Raw genomic sequence first — 20,350 nt, 5'->3', positions numbered from 1 at the left:
CCATGATTAAATCATTGATTCAGCAGAACAAAATGCTTTTCTTGGGGCTCGTCGGGTTCCTTGTGTTTCTGGTGGGCTTCTATATCGGGCCGTACAAGGGCCAAATCCGGCAGACGGCCAAGCTCAAGGAGCAATTACAGCCTTTGCACGACCAAATGGTGGAGTACGAAGGGATGATTTTGAGGGCCCCGGATCCGGTCGGTGCGATTGCAAGGATAAACGAAGAGACTTTGCGTTTGGAGCAGATGGCCCCCGCGACAATGGATATTCCGCGTTTGATCCAGCAGCTGGCTTCCAAAAGCGAGGAATTGGAAATTGAGGTTGCCTTTATCCGGCCCCGCGATGATTTTGAAAACGTGAAGGGGGCTGCTCCTCAAGGTGTCTACCGAATTTATGTTGAAGTCCAGCTGCAAACGGATTACCAGTCCCTGGGCCGGTATATAGAGGAGCTCGGAGGCCTGACCCTCTTGTGCACTATTGAGGATATGACCTTGGAAACAAATAAGGATATCCCCGCAGGCCTGATTCAGGCGAATTTGATTGTGAGCAGTTATGTGCTCACTGCCGGGAGAAGCAGCTAATGGCTCTTGATGAGAAGAGCAAAAAACAACTGATCATGATCGGGGTTCTCTGCGTGGTTATGCTCTTTGCCTTTGTGAACAGCATTTTCAAGGTCAAGAACCGCCACAAGGGCGGGGGCGGTGAGGCCCATGTTGAAGAGCCTGCGTCTGAGCCACACGCCGAAACCCCGGCATTTGTTCCGGAACGCGGCTCCAGACCGGTGGTTACCATGGGAGCTTTTGATGAAGAGTCGCGACGTTTACAGTTGGCCAGCCTGGAGCGGCCGTGGGGCAGGGATCCTTTCTTTATGCAGGAAATTATTTTGAGTGCGCGGGAGACGTCTCTGGACTTGCAGGGAATTTCCTGGCGGCCGGATGGGAAATCCTACGCTATTGTGAACGGAGAGATCCTCCAAACCGGCGATATGTACGAGAGAAATATCATTGTCGAAATTGAGGCAAGGCGCGTTCTCCTTGAGCGAGAGGGGCGCCGCTACATTCTGTCTCTTCAGGAAGGGGAATAGGCCATGGCGATTCGACACCTCAGTCAGTTTTACAGAAGGGCCTCTGTGGCCGCTCTGCTTTTGACGCTTGGAATTGTGAGCGGGACTTCTCTGGGTTTGGCGCAGGAATCGCCGGGAACTCCTCCCCCTTCGAGCCACAAACAGATGTCTCTGATTACGATGGATTTTCGGGATACGGAAATTGGGGATGTCCTGCGTTTGCTGGCCAAGCAGCATGACATGAATATTATTCTTTCCGAAGAGGTGCGCGGCCCGATCACTGTGCAGTTTTCAGAGGTGACTGTGGACGAGGCCATTGATGCGGTGATTACCGTCAACGGCTATGCCTATACCCGGCGCGGCAATGTAATCAAGGTCACGACTCCGGAAGCGGCGGAACGCGAGCCTCCTGTAACCCGCGTATTTACCGTGAATAATGCCAGTGTGGCGACCCTGCAGGCTGCATTGCAGCCCGTGCTGACGGCCACGGGGTCCATCCAGGTGGACGAGCGTTCGCGCTCCATTATTGTGACCGATACGGCGGCTGCGGTGGAGAGTGTGGGAGAGCTGATTAATGACCTGGATTACCAGACTCCGCAAGTATTGATCGAATCACGCATCATTGAAACAGTGCTTGGCGACAACCAGGCTTTGGGAATCAACTGGAATATGCAGGCTTCTGCCAGAGGGGCCTCCAGACCCACGACAGCGCCCTGGAAAAATTGGGGTAGCGACAAGGACATATACCCGCAGAACGAGCGGGAGATCTCCCAGGAAGTTGTCGAAGTCAACGGCGTGGACCAGTTCCAGACCACCATTGCCACGGACTTTGGTCTCAAAGGGGTTATTCTGGGTAACGACACTTTGCAGTTCGCCCAGTTTCCCGCGGCCGCGATCACGGACTTTGTTTTCGGCACCTTGGATTTTTCGGCTTTTCAAGCCGCACTGCAGATCCTTTACAGCAACAGCGAGACACGAACCCTCTCCAATCCGCGCGTGACAACCCTGGACAACCAGGAAGCGCGTATTGTGGTGGGAACGCGCACGCCGGTCCCGACCTTTGAGCGCAATGAAAACACGGGTAGTTTTGAAATCACCGGTTTTGACAAAGAGGAAGTGGGAATCACCCTGACGGTCACACCGCACGTGAGTCATGACAATTACATCACCATGGATATCGTTCCGGAAGTCAGCAGCATCCTGCGTTTTACTTCTGAATTCGAAGTGCCGGTGGTTTCTACCCGAACGGCCAATACCAGCGTGCGGGTTCCGGACGGGCATACGGTTGTGATCGGCGGCTTGCTGGAAGAAGTCAATACGGAAGGGAGCACCAAAGTCCCGGTGCTCGGAGATATCCCGCTACTGGGTTACCTCTTTAAACAAAAGACGGACGACCTTACCCAGACGGATCTCTTGGTGTTTATCACCGGCCATATCATGAACGATGATATGGTGGACCGGAGCGCCCGGCATGCAATAAGTCGTGTGGACAAACCCAGTTTCTTTGCGGATCCTCTGGTTGATCCGGTGGAGACGGCCGAAGTTGCCGAGGTGGCTGCGGCCGTGGAGACTCCTGTGAAAGAATCTGCGGGCAAGAGCAAAAAGCCGTTGAAATTGAACCACCGGGGTGCTGGAGGCCAGGAATAGGAGGGGTTTGTGAAGCTTAGGTTTGGTGACGCTGCAAGAGACCGGGTCTCTAGAGTGTTTGCTTTTATCGCGCCGGTTGCCCTGGTGGCTGTATTAATTCTGTGGAAGGTCACGGCAGACCGCATGGAGCAGACAGCTGAACTTAGGGCCATGAATCGCATTCAGCCTCAGGTTCAGGGTCTCTTAAACCATGTCAATACGCTGAACGTCCGGCTTAAGTCCACTGAGGAAGACAGGCGGGGTTTGACGGCGCAAGTCAATGAGCTCAATGAGGGAATTCAGATCCAGCAGGCCATCAACCAGGATTTGGAGTCTCAACTTGCCCAGGCCGAGATCCAAGTGAACACCCTCCAGAGAAATCTCGAAGAAATTCGTATTCATGTTAAACAGTCTGAGGACGCCAAATTTTTGTCTGCCATTGTGGGCGAGAACAAGGACCTCAAATCCCGGATTGCCGCACTGGATGCGCAAATGTCCCAGGCTGCAGAAAATGTGGAGAATCTCACCCGCATTAACGAAAGTCTCAATGACAAAGTCGCGAGTTACAGCTCAAGAAAGGGGAATCGCAAGAAAGGGACGGACAGGGCCGAGGCCCGGATTTTGGAGTTGGAGTTGCAGTTGGCCAAGGCCGAAGAGAGTAAGGCCTCCCTCGAAGGCCTCTTGCGAACCGCTTCCAAGCGCTTGAGCCAGCAGTTGGAAGTTAACCAGGGCCTCACATCGGAAATCGGCAATCTCACCAATGCCTTGCGGGCAAAAGAAGAACGCTTGGCCGCGTTAGCAGAGGATCTGGAGGCCTTGAGCCGGGAAGAGACTGCGCTCCGCGAACAGGTGGCTCGCGTGAAGGATTCCAAGAGCAAGCTGGAGCAGGAGGTCAACGACATCCGGGGGCATATGGGAGAGGTGGAGGGGATGTACACCGTGGCTTTGGACGATGCCGATGACTTGGGCCGTGCTTTGGTCAATAAGGAGAAGATCATTGTCCGCCAGTCCGATGAGATCGCGGCCTTGGAACAGGCGATTGAAGCCAAGCAACTTCAGCAGGCTGAGCTTAGCGGGCGGCTTGCGGAAACACAGGGTATTTTGGACGAGAGCCGGCAGACCATATCGGACTTGGCCTTTTCTCTAGATAATACAGCCGAGCAGAACCGGATTTTGCGCGGCCGGGTGGTGCTGCTGGAAGGGCAACAGGAGGAGATGAGCTCCGATCTGGCCTTGGCGCGCACGGTGCAGAGCCGAGCCTCAACCCAGCTGGTCCAAGCGGCTGAGGTTAGCGAAGGGATGCAGGCAAAGTTGGTGGAATTGTCCCAGGCATTGCGGGCGATCGAGGAGATCCGTTCGCTTTCCGATACAAATACTGCAACGCAAAAGCGCGCGGAAGTTCTAGGGCAAGAGCTGGAGTGGATGCTGAGCGTTCAGGAAGAGGAGGCACAGAGGGATGCAAAACGGTTGGAGTAGACTTCTAATCAGTCTGACCTTGAGTGCAGTTCTGGGAGCTCCCGTGGCCCTAGCCGGGAACTCAGAGGTTCAGTCGCTTTACGAAGAAGGGCGCAGTCTGTACCAGGAAGGCCGTTTTCAAGAGGCCTTGCAGCTTTACAAACAGGCGATTGCAAAGGGTTTGAACGATGAAGTGTTGCAGGGTGTTCCTGTCAGTTTCGTTGAAAGCATTCCCGCGCCGCAAATCCCAACCCAGAATGCTGCGATTGCCGTCCCGGAAAGGCAGGTGGCGGAAAGAGAACAGACTGCGGCGCCGCTTCAAGACTTTTCTCCGGTCCGGTCCACTGACGCACCGTCTGAGATTGCGAAACGCGCTCCTTCGGAAATGGAGCTGCTGCAGTCCTTGCTCAATGAGGTCGTAACAAACCGTAAATTTATCGATAAGCAGCGGGGTGCAATTAAGACAGAGGTCTCCAAGGCGCAGCGTGACTATTGGATGTCGGCGCAGAAGGCCCGCGACGCCCAGGCCAAGCTGGCTGAGCTCCGGAGTCAGGTTTATACTCTGCCCCAAGGCGAGATCAGCGAAGAAAAATTCAGCGAGGAAGTACAGAAGCAGATTGACCAGCTCGAGGCGGCGTATCAGAGAGAGCGCAGCCAGTTGGAGGCACAGAAGGCCCAGATTCCTGCCGAGTATGTGAAGATTGAGCGCGAAGTATTGCATTTTGGCCGCAGTGTTCAAAGGGCTGAAGAACTCAGGCAAGCTGAAAAGGCCCGTATTGCCGATTCCGAGGGCCGTCTCAAGGTCTACGGTCAGGAACAGCTTGCGCTCTTGGCGCAGGAGCAAGAACTGGTTCATCGAGAGGTTCAGCTTCGGCACCGTCTTGCGTTGCATTTTGGAGCTGAGGGGAAGTATCCCCAGGCTATCGAAAATTTCCGTGCCGCAATTGAGTTGGATCCGCAGAACCCCAATCTTGTGGCGGACTTGGCCGTAGAGCATGCGAGAGCCGGTAAGTATAAGCCTGCCATCGCCGCATACCGCCAGGTACTCTCGCTCAATCCTCAAGATGCCCAAGCCCACTATAATCTGGGAGTGCTCTTGGAGGAGTATGGGAAGTCCCCCCAAGAGGCGTTAAACCACTACATGAAGTACCTGGAGTTGGCCCCGAATGCCAAAGATGCCGAGCTTGTGAGGTCTTGGATCCAGGACATCATCAATAGCCAGAAGGGCTGATTCACCAGCAGTTCCATTTGTCATGCCTGCCTATAGCTACAAAGCCACAGACTCTGAGGGAAGGATTGTCAAAGGCACTCTAACTGCCGGAGACGAGACCGCTGTCTCAACGCGTTTGGATGAGATGGGGTACACGCCGATCTCCATTACCTTGAGCAAAGGAGGCGGCCCCAGCAAGTTCTCGGGTGACATGAATATCAGTTTTGGCCCCCCCAAGGTCAAAGCGATGCATCTCATTGCCTTTACACGCCAATTCGCCACCATCATCAAGGCGGGTGTGCCCATTGTGCAAGGCCTGGGTATTCTGGCCCAGCAAACCGAGAGCGACGGGCTTAAACGGGTGCTCAAAGAGGCCATCGTAGATATTGAAAGCGGCACCAACCTGTCGGATGCAATCAAGAAGCATCCATCTGTGTTTTCCGAAATTTATATCAACACGATTGCGGCCGGTGAATCGGGTGGTGTGCTGGAAAGCGTGTTGCTGAAGCTGTCCGACATGCTTGAGCGGGATAATGAGACGCGGCAGAACGTAAAGCAAGCCATGCAATACCCGATTCTGACTTTGGTGGCCTTGGGCGTGGCTATGTTTGTGCTGGTCACCTTTGTTGTTCCCAAATTCTCATCCATGTATGCACGGTTCGAATCGGATTTACCCTTACCGACTCAGGTCCTTATTTGGGCGAATTTTGCGATAACCAATTATTGGTTCATTGTTTTGCCGGCCATGGTAGGGGCCTTCTTTGCCATTCGATTTTATGCCAAGACCAAGATCGGTACCTGGCATTTTGATTCTCTTTCCTTAAAGATACCGGTCTTTGGGCAGCTTTTTCAGAAGGTCGCTATGTCCCGTTTTTCGATGATGCTGATGACCCTCAACCACGCGGGTCTGCCGATCCTGCAATCCTTTGACATTGTCAGCCGCACGGTCGGCAATGTGGTTGTGGGAAAGGAAGTCTCCAAAATCCGGCAGGCCGTGGCAGACGGACGCGGGATTTCAGACACAGTACTTAAGTGCAAGACGTTCCCTCCCTTGGTGGGGCATATGATCTCCATTGGGGAGAAAACAGGCGAACTGGACGAGATGTTGCATTCTGTGGCCGAATACTATGATCTGGAAATCAAGTCCATGATTAAGAACCTCACCACCCTGATAGAACCCCTCATGACCGCTGTTCTCGGCACCGTGGTGCTCGGAATGGCTCTCGCGATCTTCCTGCCCATGTGGAACATGATCAAGCTCTTCCGGGGCGGACACGGTTAACCGAGCGCAGGGGCTGTGAGCCCCCCCGGCCGCGCCACCCCTCCCTCAGTGCAACGGGTTGGGTTGACGTATTACCAAACGTATGGTATGGTTGGGGTTATGTAACGGGGGCAAGGCCATAAAAACCATCCTGGGGGCCTATGGAGTGGTTTCTTTTTAGTCGACTTCTGCTCGGACACCTGATCGGGGACTTCCCTCTCCAAACCGGCACAATTTACCGCCTCAAGATTCAAAGTCTGCGCGGCACGATCCTCCACGCCGGCATTGTGACCTTTACCATGTGTTTGATGGGCCTGCCCTATTGGGGATACGGGTGGTTTTGGGCTGCCATGATCTTTGTGCTTATTTCCCACACTGTTGAGGACTGGGCCAAAGTCAACGTGTACTCGCGATGGGCCCCGCTCAACGGATTCTGGGGTTTCTTCCTGGACCAGGTCATCCATGTGGTCACCATCTTTGTGATTTTTCTGACTCCGCTTGGGTATCTGCCCGTTGCTGAAGTACCCACCCTATCCAATACAGGTTCATGGCTGGTGCAGCTCTACCTGGACAACCACGCCATGGTGATCATTACGGCCTATGTCTTTTCCTTATTTGCAGGAACGTATTTTTTGAGTTTCTTTAAAGCAAGCTTCTATCGAGCCCAGGAGGGCGCAGAAGACCGCTCCCTGGAGAATCTGAACCGGCGTTTCGGGATTCTTGAGAGAACACTCATCACCACATCTTTTCTTTATCCGGATCGATGTTTCTACCTTATTCTCCTTGCCGGGCTTTTGCGCTTGCCTTTCCCCAAGCTCCGGGTCTCGGTGGACTACTGCCTGAATCTAGCGTTTGCCGGTTGCATCGGTGTGGCCATGTGGATGTTGCTGCTCGCGATTTGATGCCGGCAGAAGGAACTTCCATGAATCCAAGCTCATCCGGACCCGAGAAAAAGCTCGAACGCCTGACTGCCCTTTTGGAGGTCAGCGCTCAACTGAATTCAACCCTCCAGCTCGACGAGTTGTTGCAAATCATCTTGGATAATGCGACCAAAGCAGTGGGGGCCCAGGCCGGTTCGGTCATCCTTTTGGATGAATCCTCAGGGGATCTCACCTGCAAGGTGGCCATGGGGGAGAAGAGGGAACAGGTTAAGGAATGGTTCCGGCTCAAATTGGGCCAGGGCATTGCCGGGTGGGTGGCCCAGAGCGGGGAGCCCTTGCTGGTGAGCGATGTAAAGCAGGATAAACGATTTTACTCCAAGGTGGACGAGGTCACGGGCTTTATGACGGAGTCCATTCTCTGCACTCCCTTAAAAATCCGCGACAAGATCCTCGGGGTGCTCGAAGTGGTTAATTCCCAAGGTGAGGAGGGGTTTACGCAAGAAGATCTGGATCTGCTGATTGCCTTTTCCAGCCAAGCCGCGGTCTCGGTTCAAAATGCCATCTTGGTGCAAGGCATGGATCGCGAACGCCGCTATCTGCGGGAGGCTTTGGAAGAAAAAATCCAGATGGTCGGCAGCAGCCCGTATAGCCTGGGTTTGCGGGATCTGATTGCCAAGGTGGGCCCGACGGATTCAACGGTTCTTCTCAGGGGGGAGAGCGGCACCGGCAAGGAACTGGTGGCGCGCGCTTTGCACCAAACCAGCCGTCGCTCTGCCAAGGCCTTTGTCTGTGTTAATTGTGCCGCCTTGAGTGCGTCTCTTTTGGAGAGCGAGCTCTTCGGTCATGAAAAGGGTGCTTTTACCGGAGCAGACCGCAAGCGTATCGGCCGTTTCGAATTGGCGGACGGGGGCACGGTTTTCTTGGACGAAATCGGAGTGATGTCTTTAGAGACTCAGGTCAAGTTTTTGCGCGTTTTGCAGGAGCGGGAATTTGAGCGTGTGGGAAGTGCCGAGACATTGAGAGTGGATACCCGGATCATTGCCGCGACCAACGAGGAACTCGAATCGGCGATTGCCCAAGGCAAGTTCCGGGAGGACCTCTACTACCGCCTCAAGGTGGTGGAGATTCAACTGGAGCCTTTGCGGCAGCGGCCGGTAGATATCCAGGAGTTAGTAACCTATTATTTGCAACGGTTTGGAGGGGAAGTAGGCAAGACATTTTCGGGCATTGAGGAGGAGGCGGTGCGGGTGCTGGAGCACTATTCTTGGCCCGGGAATATCCGGGAGCTGCGGAATGCCATCGAACATGCGGTGGTCCTCGGAAGCGGCCCTCGGCTGACCCTTAAAGATTTGCCGCATACGCTGCAGCAGCTCCGGGGCACGGAGACGAGCGAAACCATGGCGGATATGGAGCGAAGGCATATCGAGCGTGTGTTGCGGTCCACAGGTTGGAACAAGCGCAAGACGGCGACAATTCTGCAGGTTTCCAGAAATCGATTGGACCGGAAGATCGAGGCCTACGGTCTTCGCGGGCCGGAAGCGGACTCTTGATCAGACCGGCTGCTCGAGCGACAGCGTTCGGTGTTGGGTGCTTTGGGTGTGGATCCAATCATAGGCCCAAAGGCCGGGGAGGCCAGACAGCCGGAATTGACGGCCTTGAGCCTTCTCCTGCGCAGGCGGCGCATTGCCTTTGGGCATTTGGCCTCTTTTGATCAGCCTTGATCAGCTTTGTCCTCCTTGCGACAACTCTTCCTAAAGTACCTCATTGATCTGCATTAGCTTGATTTTCTGCTCATTTATGATACCTTTTGCCTGAAAAGCTATCTTAATAAAAGGGGGCATGGTGTGATGATTCGTCGGATTTATGGCCCTGCCGAGGGAGAAAACCAGCAGAACTCCCGACCGGAAATGATGACACTGAAAGACGTTGCAAGATATTGCGGGGTTCATGAGGTCACCATCTACCGGCTCCTGAAAGAAACCGATATCCCGGCCGTCAAGTTGCGTGGCCAATGGCGTTTCCGCAAAGATTTGCTGGATGCGTGGCTCGAAGAGGGAATGAACCGGCACCGGGTTGCCTAGGGATTGGTTCCGGAACGGAGCCAAGTGTTGCCAAATGGAAACAAACTGTAACACTCTATCAATAAATAAGTTACAAAAAGAAGTATCAAGCAGGGCTCCAAAACGGAGCTATGAGTGGCTCAGGATCTCAGGGGGAGCCGCTGAAGGCCGAATTTGCGTATCCCAAGACAAATTTTGTAACCCTTTTATATTAAATGGGTTAGTGTAAGTTGCCTTCGAAACATAGGTAGCTTTTTTTAAGTTGGCATCAGAGTTGCTCTAATAGCAGAGGACACATAGTCCTCAATCTGTTCTTTGAAGGTAAGAATCAAATCTTGTCAAAGGCAAACCACTTCGCTAAGGGTGGGACGCAAAGCCACAGACCCGACTTTCCGGGGGAGAGAGGGGGCGCTGGGCTGCCAAGGATTGGAATTCTTGGATGGTCTTCGGACCGCAATCGCGCACGTCCCGCACCCGAACAGGTGCGGGACTTTTTTTGGAGTGAGCCGCAATGAAAAACAATCACCGCCAACGAAAGATCGCTTTGAAGCTGATCGCGCTGTGCCTCGGCTTCTCGATGGTCTTCGGTTTTGTGCCGGAACGCGTGTACCCGGCAGACCAGGACCTCACCATTGATTCCATTCAGGGACAGGTGCGCATCCAGAGATCCGGGGATGAATCCTGGGTTCAGGGCGCCGTGGGCATGCAGGTGGGTCCTCAGGACCGGCTCGATGTGAGCCCTGCGTCCATGATGGTCCTTAAGTCCGGGACCGGATCCACGCTCATGGTCGAACCCGGACAAAACCTGCTTGTGCAAGAACTGATGGCTTCGCAGAGCGCAGGGCCTGACGCTATGGCTCTGTCTCCGCTTCAGGCAGGAGAGGTCCTTTTGCGTGAATCAACAGGCCGGGTCCAGCGCAGAGTCAGCGGCGGCTCTTGGGAAACTCTGGAATCCGGAACCCTCTTGCAGGCGGGCGAGACGGTTCGCACTCTCATGAACTCCAGAGCGGTGCTGGAGTATGCAGATCAGACAGTTCTCACTCTTAAAGAAAATAGTGTTTTGACCTTAGCGGATGATTCCCTTGATTCGGAATCGGGCACGAGCCGGCGCGAGCTCAAACTCGATCTCGGAAGTATGCACTATAAGGTCAGCAAAATCCAAGAAAAGGGTAGCGAGTTTAAAATTCACTCCTCTACTGCGATTGTGGGCATTACAGGAACCGAGGGGACTATTGTTGCGGGTGGCGAAGGGAAACCAACCAGCAATATTTTGCTCGAAGGCAGCACATACAACATGGATGCAGAGGGTCAGAACGGTGTGGCGCTGAAGGCCGGCAATGTGTGGACCATCGGCGGAGAGGAAGCCCCGTTGCGCCGCAAAGCAACTGCCGGGGAACTTGCCGGAAAGGGATTTACGGAATTGCACCCGGGTCTTGTACAGCGCTTGGACGCATTTTTGGAAGCTTATGATCAAAAGCGACTCCAAGGCTATAACACCGATTCGCTGAACTCTGCATTGCAGGAAATCTTCTTGGCCGCGAGTCTGAATTATTCTGAAAAGGTGAAGAAGCTGTTAGCCAGCGCAGAACAAGAGATGGCAGGACTGCAGGAACGTTACACTCCCGAGTTCTTGGCTGCGCGGCAAGAGCTGGCAGGAGCAAAGGCGCAGCTTGACACATTGCTCAAGGCAGGTCCTACGGAAAAGACCCGCGCTGCGGTTGCGGTCTGGCACGAGGCGGAAAAATCATGGAAACAAAAGGATTTGGATGAGATGAGGGATCATCTGCAGCGTTTGAACAGGCAGGTGGCCTCAATCAGTCTTGATGAGCAGGGTTTGGACAAGATCGATTCTCTGAAGAAGCGTCTTGAAGAGTTCGACCAGAGCCTGATGGAAAAGGAACAACGCGGCTATCTGGTAGACGGGGCGCAGTTTTCTCTGAACAAAGCCGTGTTCTACGCGGATCGGGGCGAGCTCACCCGCGCGGAGTCTCTACTCTTGGAGGCCCAAGAGCGCTCCAATATGGCGCGAACACAGGTTTCGGAAACGCTATCCGGGGATCTTCAGGCGCTGGCCGAAAAGGTCAAAGCAATGGGCGGGGAAGGCTATGACGTGGCTGAGGTAGCCGAGCAACTCAAGACGGCCCGCGTTTACAACGAGCGCGGTTTTAAATCACCTGCTGCACAGCTCTATGACGATGTCGTTGCGGCATTGCCCAATTTAAGGCGAAAATTGAGTGCGGAGTCACAGTACAAAATCGCGTTGCTTGGAGAGACTCTTGATACCAAGGCCGAGGCCGGATACGAGCTGGGAGAACTCCGCAACCGCTTTGAAGCTCTTAAGAAAATGGCGTTTTCCATGAAGCCGGAGAAGCTGGACAAGGACTTGAATGCCTTGAGTGATGAAGCGGGCAAGCTGTCCATGCCGGCTCATGTAGGGGCGCTTGTGAAGCGTTTTGAGACTTTGCTCGAGGAAAAGAAAGCTGCCGGGTATGAAGTCCGGCCTCAGGTTGCCCTGCAAGCAGAGGCGCAGACTTTGGTTAATCAAGGTTTGCCGATTCTGGCTCAGGAGAAATATCGGGAAGGTTTGAGAGCCTTATCGGCCCTCAAGGATACTACGCCTCCTTCTTTGCAGGTGGGCGACTTGGATTATGCAGGAGACCAAGTGAAGCTCAGCGGTTTGGCCTTTGACAAGGTGGACTTAGAGGCAGTGTGGATCAATGGCAATCGCACGGAGGCCGGGGAGGACGGGAAATTCGAGGCTGTTCTGAAGGTCAGCTCTTCGTGGGATCAGCTCAAGGTCTGGGCTACGGACACCAGCGGAAATCGCAGTCCTGTGGTCCAGATGCCGTTGGATGCGGAGTGGTTGAGCGCTCAGAGATCCGCCATTCAACCTGTGGAGTTAGAGGATACCCGGGCCTCTTTGGAAATTGCGGGGCTTAATCTGAGGCTTGCAGGCAGCACTGCGCCCGGCGCCACTCTTCAAGTCGGGGAGGAAAAGATTCTGGCGGACGCCGGGGGCCGTTTCAGCATGAGGCTTGCATGGAATCCGGACTGGGCTGAGGAAGGGTTGACGCTCGTTTCTATGGATGCATCCGGGCAAAACCGCCACGAACAACAACTGCCTGTTGTCGATTCCGCGGGACCGGCCATCCAAGTGGCTCATGTGCGCACAGAGGACATGGTTCCTCCGAATATCAATGTTCAGCCGTTGGATTACGTGGGAGACACAGTGGAAGTCAAGGGCCGTGTCAGCGATGAATTGAGTATTGTTCTCAAGGGCATTGTGCAGGACGCCAGCGGAATCCAGGAAGTCCGGGTGGACGGCCAGCCCGTTGAACTTGGAGAGGGCGGAGCTCTGAAGACGCATTTGGCTATAACCGCCAAGAAGGCGTTGGAGGGCGGAATTAAAGTGAGTGCCGTTGACCAGTTGGGTAATTCCAGTGAGTTTGTGGTGCCCATAGATGCCGTTAATCTGCGGCCCATCCTGACGGTTAATAGTGAACAACTGGCCTTGGGTCAAGGGGGAGAGTTTGAAAAGGCATTTTCGCTGCAAGAGGGCGTGAGGATGATTCGTGTCCGGGCAGTGGATGCTGCCGGCAACAAGGCTACCACAAAGGAATTGCGCGTTTCCGACCGCATTGCTCCGAAGATAGAACTGGCTGAAAAACTGGAAACAGCAGACCGCTTGATGATCCAGGGGCGCACAGAGCCGGAGGCCCGTTTGGAGGTTAATGGCGAGGTTTTGGCACAGGCCGGAACCCAGGGGGATTTCCTCCTTTCTCTGCCGAGAAAACTTGAAGATCAGGCTGTCAGCTTTGTGGCTGTAGATGCATCCGGAAATCGTTCTTCGGAGACCGCGTTGCAAGTGCCCGCGCGCGTGGACTACCGGGCTCCAAAGCTTATTGTTTCAAATGTTAAGCGCTTGGGGGGGGCGCGCATCCAGTTGGAAGGTTGGGTGTGGGATGATCTGGCCCTTGAAGGCCTGCAGATTGACGGGCAGAGCCTTGAAGTCGATGAGGACGGTCATTTTGTCTGGGAGGGGCAAGCTTCTTCGAGTCGGGAATCAATCGAGGTATTGGCCACTGACCGGTCAGGCAAGCAGACACAAGCATTGCGTGTCTTGACCGACAAAGTGTCTCCTGAGCTGAAGCTGGCGGAGCCTGTGTTTAGTGAAGGCGCTGTGGAGATCAGCGGCCAGGCTTCGGATGACGTCTATTTAAAGGAAGTCCGGGTCAACAATATTCCGGCTCAACTCAACGAGGACGGGTCCTTTATGCGGCGTTTGGCCGTGAACCGCAGTCTTGAGTCCTATACGGTTGAGGCGATTGACGGTTTTGGAAATGTGACTTCAATCGGTCCTAAACAATTGAACGCTCCGGAGGATAACTCGCCTCCGTTGCTGCAAACGAAGTCTCTGAGTTTTGGAAGCCCGGAAGTGCACGTGGCCGGCCAGCTCATTGATGACGTGGGTGTGGGCGGTTTATGGATCAACGGGGTTCCCGCCGAAGTCTATGAGAACGGGTCCTATCAACGCATTGTGCCTTTAGCGATTGAACAGCCCAAAGTGAAAGTGACGGAACTTGTTTACGGAGAAGGAACGGTCGGGGTCCTTGGGGAGGTTGTAATGGGGGACTTCACTCCGAAGACCATTCAAATCTCGGCGACCGACCTCGAAGGCAATGAAGCCGCCGGTATTGAAAGTCCAATCGATCCTTTGAGTTATGGGGATCTTCTTGTCACCATCAACCGGGAAACGTATTTGACCGATGCGGGGAATTTTGAAGTCTTTTTGTCGCTCGACACCGGACTGCGTTCGTTGGAGCTCATCGGAACGGATCCTTTCGGCACTGATTCGGAGGTTCTCCTTGTGGGTCTGGAGACCACGCCTCCGGTTTTGGAGCTAAATCCTCTTGAGTACAGGGAGAATGAAGTGATTGTTTCGGGGACAGCCACGGATGAAGGCTCAGGTCTCAAACGAGTTATGGCCAATGGAATCAATGCCGATCTGAACGGATCTGCCTTTGAACTGAGATTGGCTTTGGGGATGAGCACGCTGCAGTTGTCTGCAGAGGACCGTTTGGGCAATGTCACCTTTTCCGAAGTGCTGGAAGTCTTGCCTCCGGACCAAACCGCGCCGGTATTCAACATCGAGATTTCTCCTCAACCCGCGCTTGTGGGCTCACCGCTCAATTTTAATGTGCAGGCCTTTAACGGAGCGGATTCAGAGGTGCCGGACGCGTTAAACAATACCCCTGAACTCCTTGTGATTCTTTCCACCGGGGAGACGGAGTCCATTCCGCTGCAGGGCTCGGGTTCCGTGTTTTACGCAACGCTGGACTTACCGGCAGATGCTCCTGCGGGAACTGCAGAGCTGCGGATTAGCGGAAGGGATGAAGCCGGAAATGAGGGCCAGGAAATCCTCGGCCCCGCATCGTTCTTGATCAATGCCACCGACTTGGTGCCGCCTAGCTTTGCCGCTCAATTGGATCCTCCTTCTCCTGAGGCGGGGGGAAGCTTTTCGATCCTGGTCCAGGCCAGTGAGAGTCTTTCCGAGTTGCCCAAGCTGGAGGTGGAGCTTCCGGGTGGAGAGCTGCTGCATCCGGCCCTTAGCGGTTCTCTGGCGGATGGACTTCTGAATGCACTGCTGACTCTATCCGCAGAAATTCCGGCGGGGATGGGCACTCTCCGTGTCAGCGATGGGTTGGATGTGGCCGGAAACAGACAGTCCGAAGCTGAGACGCTTTCCTTTGAAATCCTCCGGGCGAATCTGAATCAGCTGGATCTTGTGATCGAACGTTATGAGATGACAGGAACGGAATTCATCTTGCAGGGAATCACGGTACCCCAAGCCATGGTGCGTTTGAAGGCCGCTGACTATAACCCGCTGGATTTGCCGGCGGACGCGAGCGGCCGCTTCATGTTCCGCAAACTTCTCAGTGCCGCAGAGCTGGATGAACTCCGTCTCATGGGCGAAGTGGTGGAGGTGCGCGTACAGGCCAGTAACTATGCAGGCTTGAGTTCAGAGGAAATCGTGCTTCTGGTCCGGTTGCCTGAGCCGGAGGTCATGGGGCAAGGTTTCTTCCGCCTGCTGGCTGAGCCGCCGGTCGCGCATCCGGGGGATTCGGTTCACTTTAGGGTGGAAACACAGCGCGCTCTTCGGGAGCCTCCGGCAATGATGCTGCGTTTGGAAGGCGGGATGAATGTCCTGCTGCCGGTCTCGGGCCAGGATCAATTATTTGAAGCCTTCTATCAAACGGATGTGACAACTCCCGTGGGCCCGGCTCTATTGGAGATAAGCTCCAAGAATCAATACCAAAGCTTCACCTATCAGATTGATCCGCTGGGGACTTATGGGATGGGCGGCGCCTTCTTTATGGTCACTGCGATGCCGGATCCGGGTTTGATCGGCGGGGAAGTCCAAATCCAGTTGGAAGCTCCGCGAGCGGTTGAAAGAATGCCGCGTTTGGTCCTGGAGTCGCAGGGGCAGCGCTTGGAAGTGCCGGTTTCCGGCAGCGGGCGTTTCTTCAGCGCCGGGGTCAGGATACCCAGCCACTGGATGCCGGGCCCTGCCATGTGGATCGTCAACCCGGAGCGGCCGACGCGCACCGAGAGGCCCTACGGTCTCGTAAATCAGATCATGCAGTACGGCGAGATGATGCATTTCTCCGCGCGCGTAAATCCCGATCCCATGGTGCCGGGGCTTGAAGCTCAAGTGAGTTTATTTGCGGAGCGCTCACTTAACACGATGCCTTCCGCCTTTGTGACCTTCTCAGACGGACGGCGCGCGGACATCGCGCTTACGGGTGCTTTGCCCGGGATGCAGTTCGAGGGCCGGATTCCGGTTCCCGAACTTGCGCCTTACGGTCCGGTTCGAATCGGGGTTTTGGATTCTCAGGGGCAACTGATCGGGGAGGGCTTTGCTTCTGTGGGCGCCGGAATGATTTTGGGGCAGGAAAGTGTCAGAGCGATCCCGATGAGGGATGTTTGGATGCCGGGAGATTACGCTGAACTGAGAGTGGAGTCCGATGTGCGTTTGCGATTCGTGCCCACAGTCAAGATGATGTTGGTCAGCGGCCGCATTCTCATGGTGCCGGTTCAGGGTCCTGTGCCCGGCAAACAGTTCTACGGTGGTGTGATGCTGCCTCCGAGCGCTTTACCGGGTCCGGTGAGCATCGATGTTTACGACGAGACAGGCCGGCGTATCGGCGGCGGCATGGGGCATATCGGAGGAGGAGGCCGGCGTGAAGGCGATGTCAAGCTGGCCTTGAGGCCGGATTCGCCCGGGCCGAATGACCCCTTTGAACTGAATGTTGAGACACAGCATCCCTTGTACTTCCTGCCTACGGCTGTTGTGGAGTGGATGAATGGGACGCGTATCGACGTGCCTTTGCAGGGCGCGGTGCCGGGGAACTGGTTCTCAGGCCATGGCCAAATGCTTCCCACCCTGCCGGTGGAAGCGGGCCGTGTGGCTGTGTATGACGATCGCGGAATGTTGATGGCCGAAAAGCCTTTGCAGATGATGAGCGGCAGCTTGGGTCAGATTGAGGTGCGTCTGAATCCGGATCCGCCGCAGATGGCGATGCCATTGATGATTCGGGTGCAGACTTCCCGGCCGCTTTCCTATGAGCCCATGGCGCGCGTGATGTTGCGCGGAATGGGGCCTCAAGAGTACCGTTTGCGCGGGGCCATTCCCGGGCTCAGCTTCAGCACTTCTTTGCCTGCTCTCACCGGGGAATTGGAAAGGATCGAGATCGTGGACCGCGGTCCCATGGGACAGGGGAGCGGCGATGTGGTTTGGAGCCGGCAGTACATGACGGGTATGGGGAATGTGGGTATGGGATATCTGCACGTCAACCCCATGCCGCTTATGCCCGGGATGCAAGCTAATTTTGATATTTACACGGAAACGCAGCTCTTTTTTCAACCCAAGGTTCGCATTCGAATGACGGACGGAATGACGGAAGAGATTCCTTTGCAGGGTGCGATTCCCGGGCATCAGTTCTTCGGATCTTTGTGGTTGAGGCCTGAGTTGCCTCCGGGAGAGATTTTCTTTGAACTCGTGGATCGCAACGGCATGCCCCTTGTCGGGCACTTGGAAGGCGGCAATGTTCCGGTGGGTTATGGCAGTACCCAGGATATGGGCGCGAATATCCGTTTGTCCATGGATCCGCCCATGCCGGGTCAACCGCTCACAGTTTATCTGGATGTGATGCGTCCGATGTACCAGCTTCCGTCAATGGAAGTGGAGTTTATGGATGGAAGCGCTATTTACCGGGCCATGACCGGAGTTCTAGGGGGCATGAGTTTTTCAGCCCAGTTGAGTGCGGCCGAAGTGGACCGCCAGCCCAATTTGGTGGAGATCTTGGATGCTCAAGGCCGCACGGTTGCGGAGCGGATTTTGGGTGTGAGCGCAGGAGAGCAGCCCTCTATCAGCACGATGCCTTACCCGCCGATGATGGGCCGGGAACTTGCGGTCCACGTGGACTTCCCGGCGTATGTATCCTTTACGCCGCGAGTTGTAGTGGAGTTCAGGGACGGCAGGATAGTGAATCTTGGTGTGAGCGGCGGGGGCAATCATTTTGAAAGCCTCCTTAGCGGCGCGGATTTCTGGAGCGAAATTGAATTGATCGATGTGATGAATCCAAATACCGGCGCGCTGCTCGGCAGCATGCAATTCAACACGGGCGGCACCTTCATGGCGGGTACCAATGTGCCGGATATTCAGATCATGCCGGATCCTCCGGCGGGCCTGTATAGCACGCTCGATGTGTATCTGCACTTCCGGGAAATGATGAACAACATGCCCCGGGTGGAGGCGCGCATGGAAGGTGGATCAGTTCTGCAGCTGGCTTTGACCGGCGGACTGCCGGGTTATGATTTCCAAGCCAACTTGCCCTCAGCCTTGCACCAAACCCATCTCGAAGCCATCGAGGTCTTTGATTCTTACGGGAATTGGCTGGCTCGCAGAGACTTTGGTCCTGCGGCGGATGATGGGGCGCATATGTGGTTGAGTCCGGAGCCTCCGCAGATGAATATGCCCCTTATGGTCAATGTCGAGTTCTACCAGGATGTGTGGCAGCCGCCCAGAGTTTATGTGCGCTTTAGCGACGGCTCCATGCGGGATTTCGGTACTTCGGGCGCGATCCCGGGCCGCTACTTCCAGGCCAGTTTGGCGGCGGGGGATCTCATGTTGCCGATCGAGCGCATTGAAGTGCGGGATGGATTCGGCAATGTGGTTGCCGAAGAGTTCTTCGATGTGACGGAGGTGGCGGGCAGTGCTCATGTCGAGGTCATGACTTGGCCGGATCCGCCCATGCCGGGACAGGATCTCACACTTGAAATGACCTTTGACCAGATGCTCTATGGTTTGCCTCTGGCGCGGGCCAAGCTGCAAGACGGAAGCAGGATTGAGTCCGCCGCAACGGGCGCGGTCCCGGGCAATGTGTTCGTGTTCCATATTTCCGCTGCGGTGTTTACCAGTCCGATGCTGGAGGCCGAGGTCTTGGATTTCAACGGCAACTTTATTGCGGGCTGGCAGTTCAATGTTCCTGCAAGCACCGACAATCCAGTGATGATCAGCCTGGATCCTCCTCAGCCTGTGGTGACAGAGCCGGTTTATGTGAATATCCAAGCGACCCAGCAGCTCTATGATCCGATCAAGGTGATCTTCCGCTTTGACGGGGGGCCGGACAAGGTAAGGATTTCCACCGGAGCCCTGCCCAATACCTTCTTTAATGTCGTGTTGTTGGGAGAGGATCATCATTATCCGCTGCGCCGCATCGATATCGAAGACTATTTTGGCGGCTACTTGGGAGGCATGGATGTAACGAGCGCCGGCGGAGGGCCACTGGGTGACTATGATGTTCAGGTCCAAGTAAATCCGAATCCGCCGCAAGTGGCGATGCCTTTGAATATCAATCTGAACATCTATCCTTCTCCTCAGTTCCAGCCCAAGCTCATCTATGAATTTATGAACGGCAATACCCTGGAGCACTGGGCTCAGGGAGATATCTACGGGAATTATTTCTACGATTCGCTGAGCGCCGGGGATCATACAGATCAGCTCAGCTCCATCTGGGTCCACGATCCTAATGGCGTGGTTCTGGAGGAGCTCTATCTGGCGCCTCCCTCCTCGGTGACAGGCACGGTTTCGCTGAGCCGGAATCCTCCGCTCGTGGGCCAATCCCTGGTCATTAGTTTCCAGAGCAATCAGCCCTTGACTCAGTACCCCATGGTGGCCATTGACTATGCCAGCGGGAATGTGGCTGACTTCCCGATGGCCGGGACATTGGGCGGGACCTTCTTCAGCTATACTTTGGAAATTGTGCCTGAGTCGATGAGTTGGTTGGGGATTGAGGACGGGAATGGGCAGCTCATTCAGGGAGCGGAATTTGTGTGGGGAACGCAAACGTCACCGGTCCCGTTGCAGTCCATGAACTTCAGTCCCAGTCAACCTGTGACGAACACGGTTCTGGATGTGATGATGACGTTTGAGAGTCCCATCAGCTTCAATCCAAAGATCAAGTTCCTGTTTGGAAACGGGGGCGGGATGCAGGAGTATTGGACCAGCATGCCTCTGCCGAACCATCAGTTTTATTTGTCGCTTTCTGCTGCGAGCCATATGTATCCTTTGGAACGGGTCGAAGTATATGGACCGAATGATCTCTTTATCGACGCTCGTGATTTTGCCGACAGCAGCACGAATCTGACCGTGGATATTACGTTGAGCGATCCGACGCCGCAGTACAACATGCCGCTGGATGTGTACCTGCATTTCAACCAGCCGTTGAGTTT

10 protein-coding genes and 1 riboswitch are annotated in these 20,350 nt (G+C 54.9%); all 10 genes read left to right on the top strand.

The genetic code is table 11. The features are described from left to right. Nucleotides 1-2: 2 nt before the first annotated feature. Nucleotides 3-581, top strand: coding sequence for a type 4a pilus biogenesis protein PilO (gene pilO / locus JW937_04970; GenBank protein MBN1586764.1), 579 nt, complete (start codon nt 3-5; stop codon nt 579-581). Beyond that, nucleotides 581-1,084: a hypothetical protein gene (locus JW937_04965; GenBank protein MBN1586763.1), complete on the top strand. Its 504-nt coding sequence runs from the start codon at nt 581-583 to the stop codon at nt 1,082-1,084. Before pilO ends, JW937_04965 begins: the two co-directional genes overlap by 1 nt. 3 nt (nt 1,085-1,087) lie before the next feature. Then, entirely contained in the window at nt 1,088-2,710 is a 1,623-nt protein-coding gene (locus JW937_04960) for a secretin and TonB N-terminal domain-containing protein (GenBank protein ID MBN1586762.1), read from the top strand. Nucleotides 2,711-2,719: 9 nt separating this feature from the next. Further along, complete coding sequence (locus JW937_04955; protein ID MBN1586761.1) at nt 2,720-4,165, top strand: hypothetical protein; 1,446 nt, start codon at nt 2,720-2,722, stop codon at nt 4,163-4,165. Further along, entirely contained in the window at nt 4,146-5,375 is a 1,230-nt protein-coding gene (locus JW937_04950; GenBank protein MBN1586760.1) for a tetratricopeptide repeat protein, read from the top strand. The genes JW937_04955 and JW937_04950 overlap by 20 nt, the downstream gene beginning before the upstream one ends. A gap of 22 nt (nt 5,376-5,397) precedes the next feature. Beyond that, nucleotides 5,398-6,636 carry a type II secretion system F family protein gene (locus tag JW937_04945; protein ID MBN1586759.1) on the top strand — a complete coding sequence of 413 codons (1,239 nt, stop codon included), beginning with the start codon at nt 5,398-5,400 and terminating at the stop codon, nt 6,634-6,636. Nucleotides 6,637-6,776: 140 nt separating this feature from the next. Next, nucleotides 6,777-7,517: a DUF3307 domain-containing protein gene (locus JW937_04940; GenBank protein MBN1586758.1), complete on the top strand. Its 741-nt coding sequence runs from the start codon at nt 6,777-6,779 to the stop codon at nt 7,515-7,517. A gap of 20 nt (nt 7,518-7,537) precedes the next feature. Beyond that, nucleotides 7,538-9,046, top strand: coding sequence for a sigma 54-interacting transcriptional regulator (locus JW937_04935; GenBank protein MBN1586757.1), 1,509 nt, complete (start codon nt 7,538-7,540; stop codon nt 9,044-9,046). 297 nt (nt 9,047-9,343) lie between these two features. Continuing rightward, nucleotides 9,344-9,577: a helix-turn-helix domain-containing protein gene (locus JW937_04930; protein ID MBN1586756.1), complete on the top strand. Its 234-nt coding sequence runs from the start codon at nt 9,344-9,346 to the stop codon at nt 9,575-9,577. Between the two features lie 312 nt (nt 9,578-9,889). Next, a riboswitch (cyclic di-GMP riboswitch) is annotated at nt 9,890-9,980 on the top strand. An 87-nt stretch (nt 9,981-10,067) separates the two neighbouring features. Continuing rightward, on the top strand, nt 10,068-20,350 hold a 10,283-nt coding region (locus tag JW937_04925), incomplete at its 3' end, for a FecR domain-containing protein (GenBank protein ID MBN1586755.1).

The sequence above is a fragment of the Candidatus Omnitrophota bacterium genome (assembly GCA_016929445.1).
Lineage (GTDB): Bacteria > Omnitrophota > Gorgyraeia > JAFGIU01 > JAFGIU01 > JAFGIU01.
Note: the sequence above shows the minus strand (reverse complement) of the source record. Positions and strands in the feature narration are given on the sequence as shown.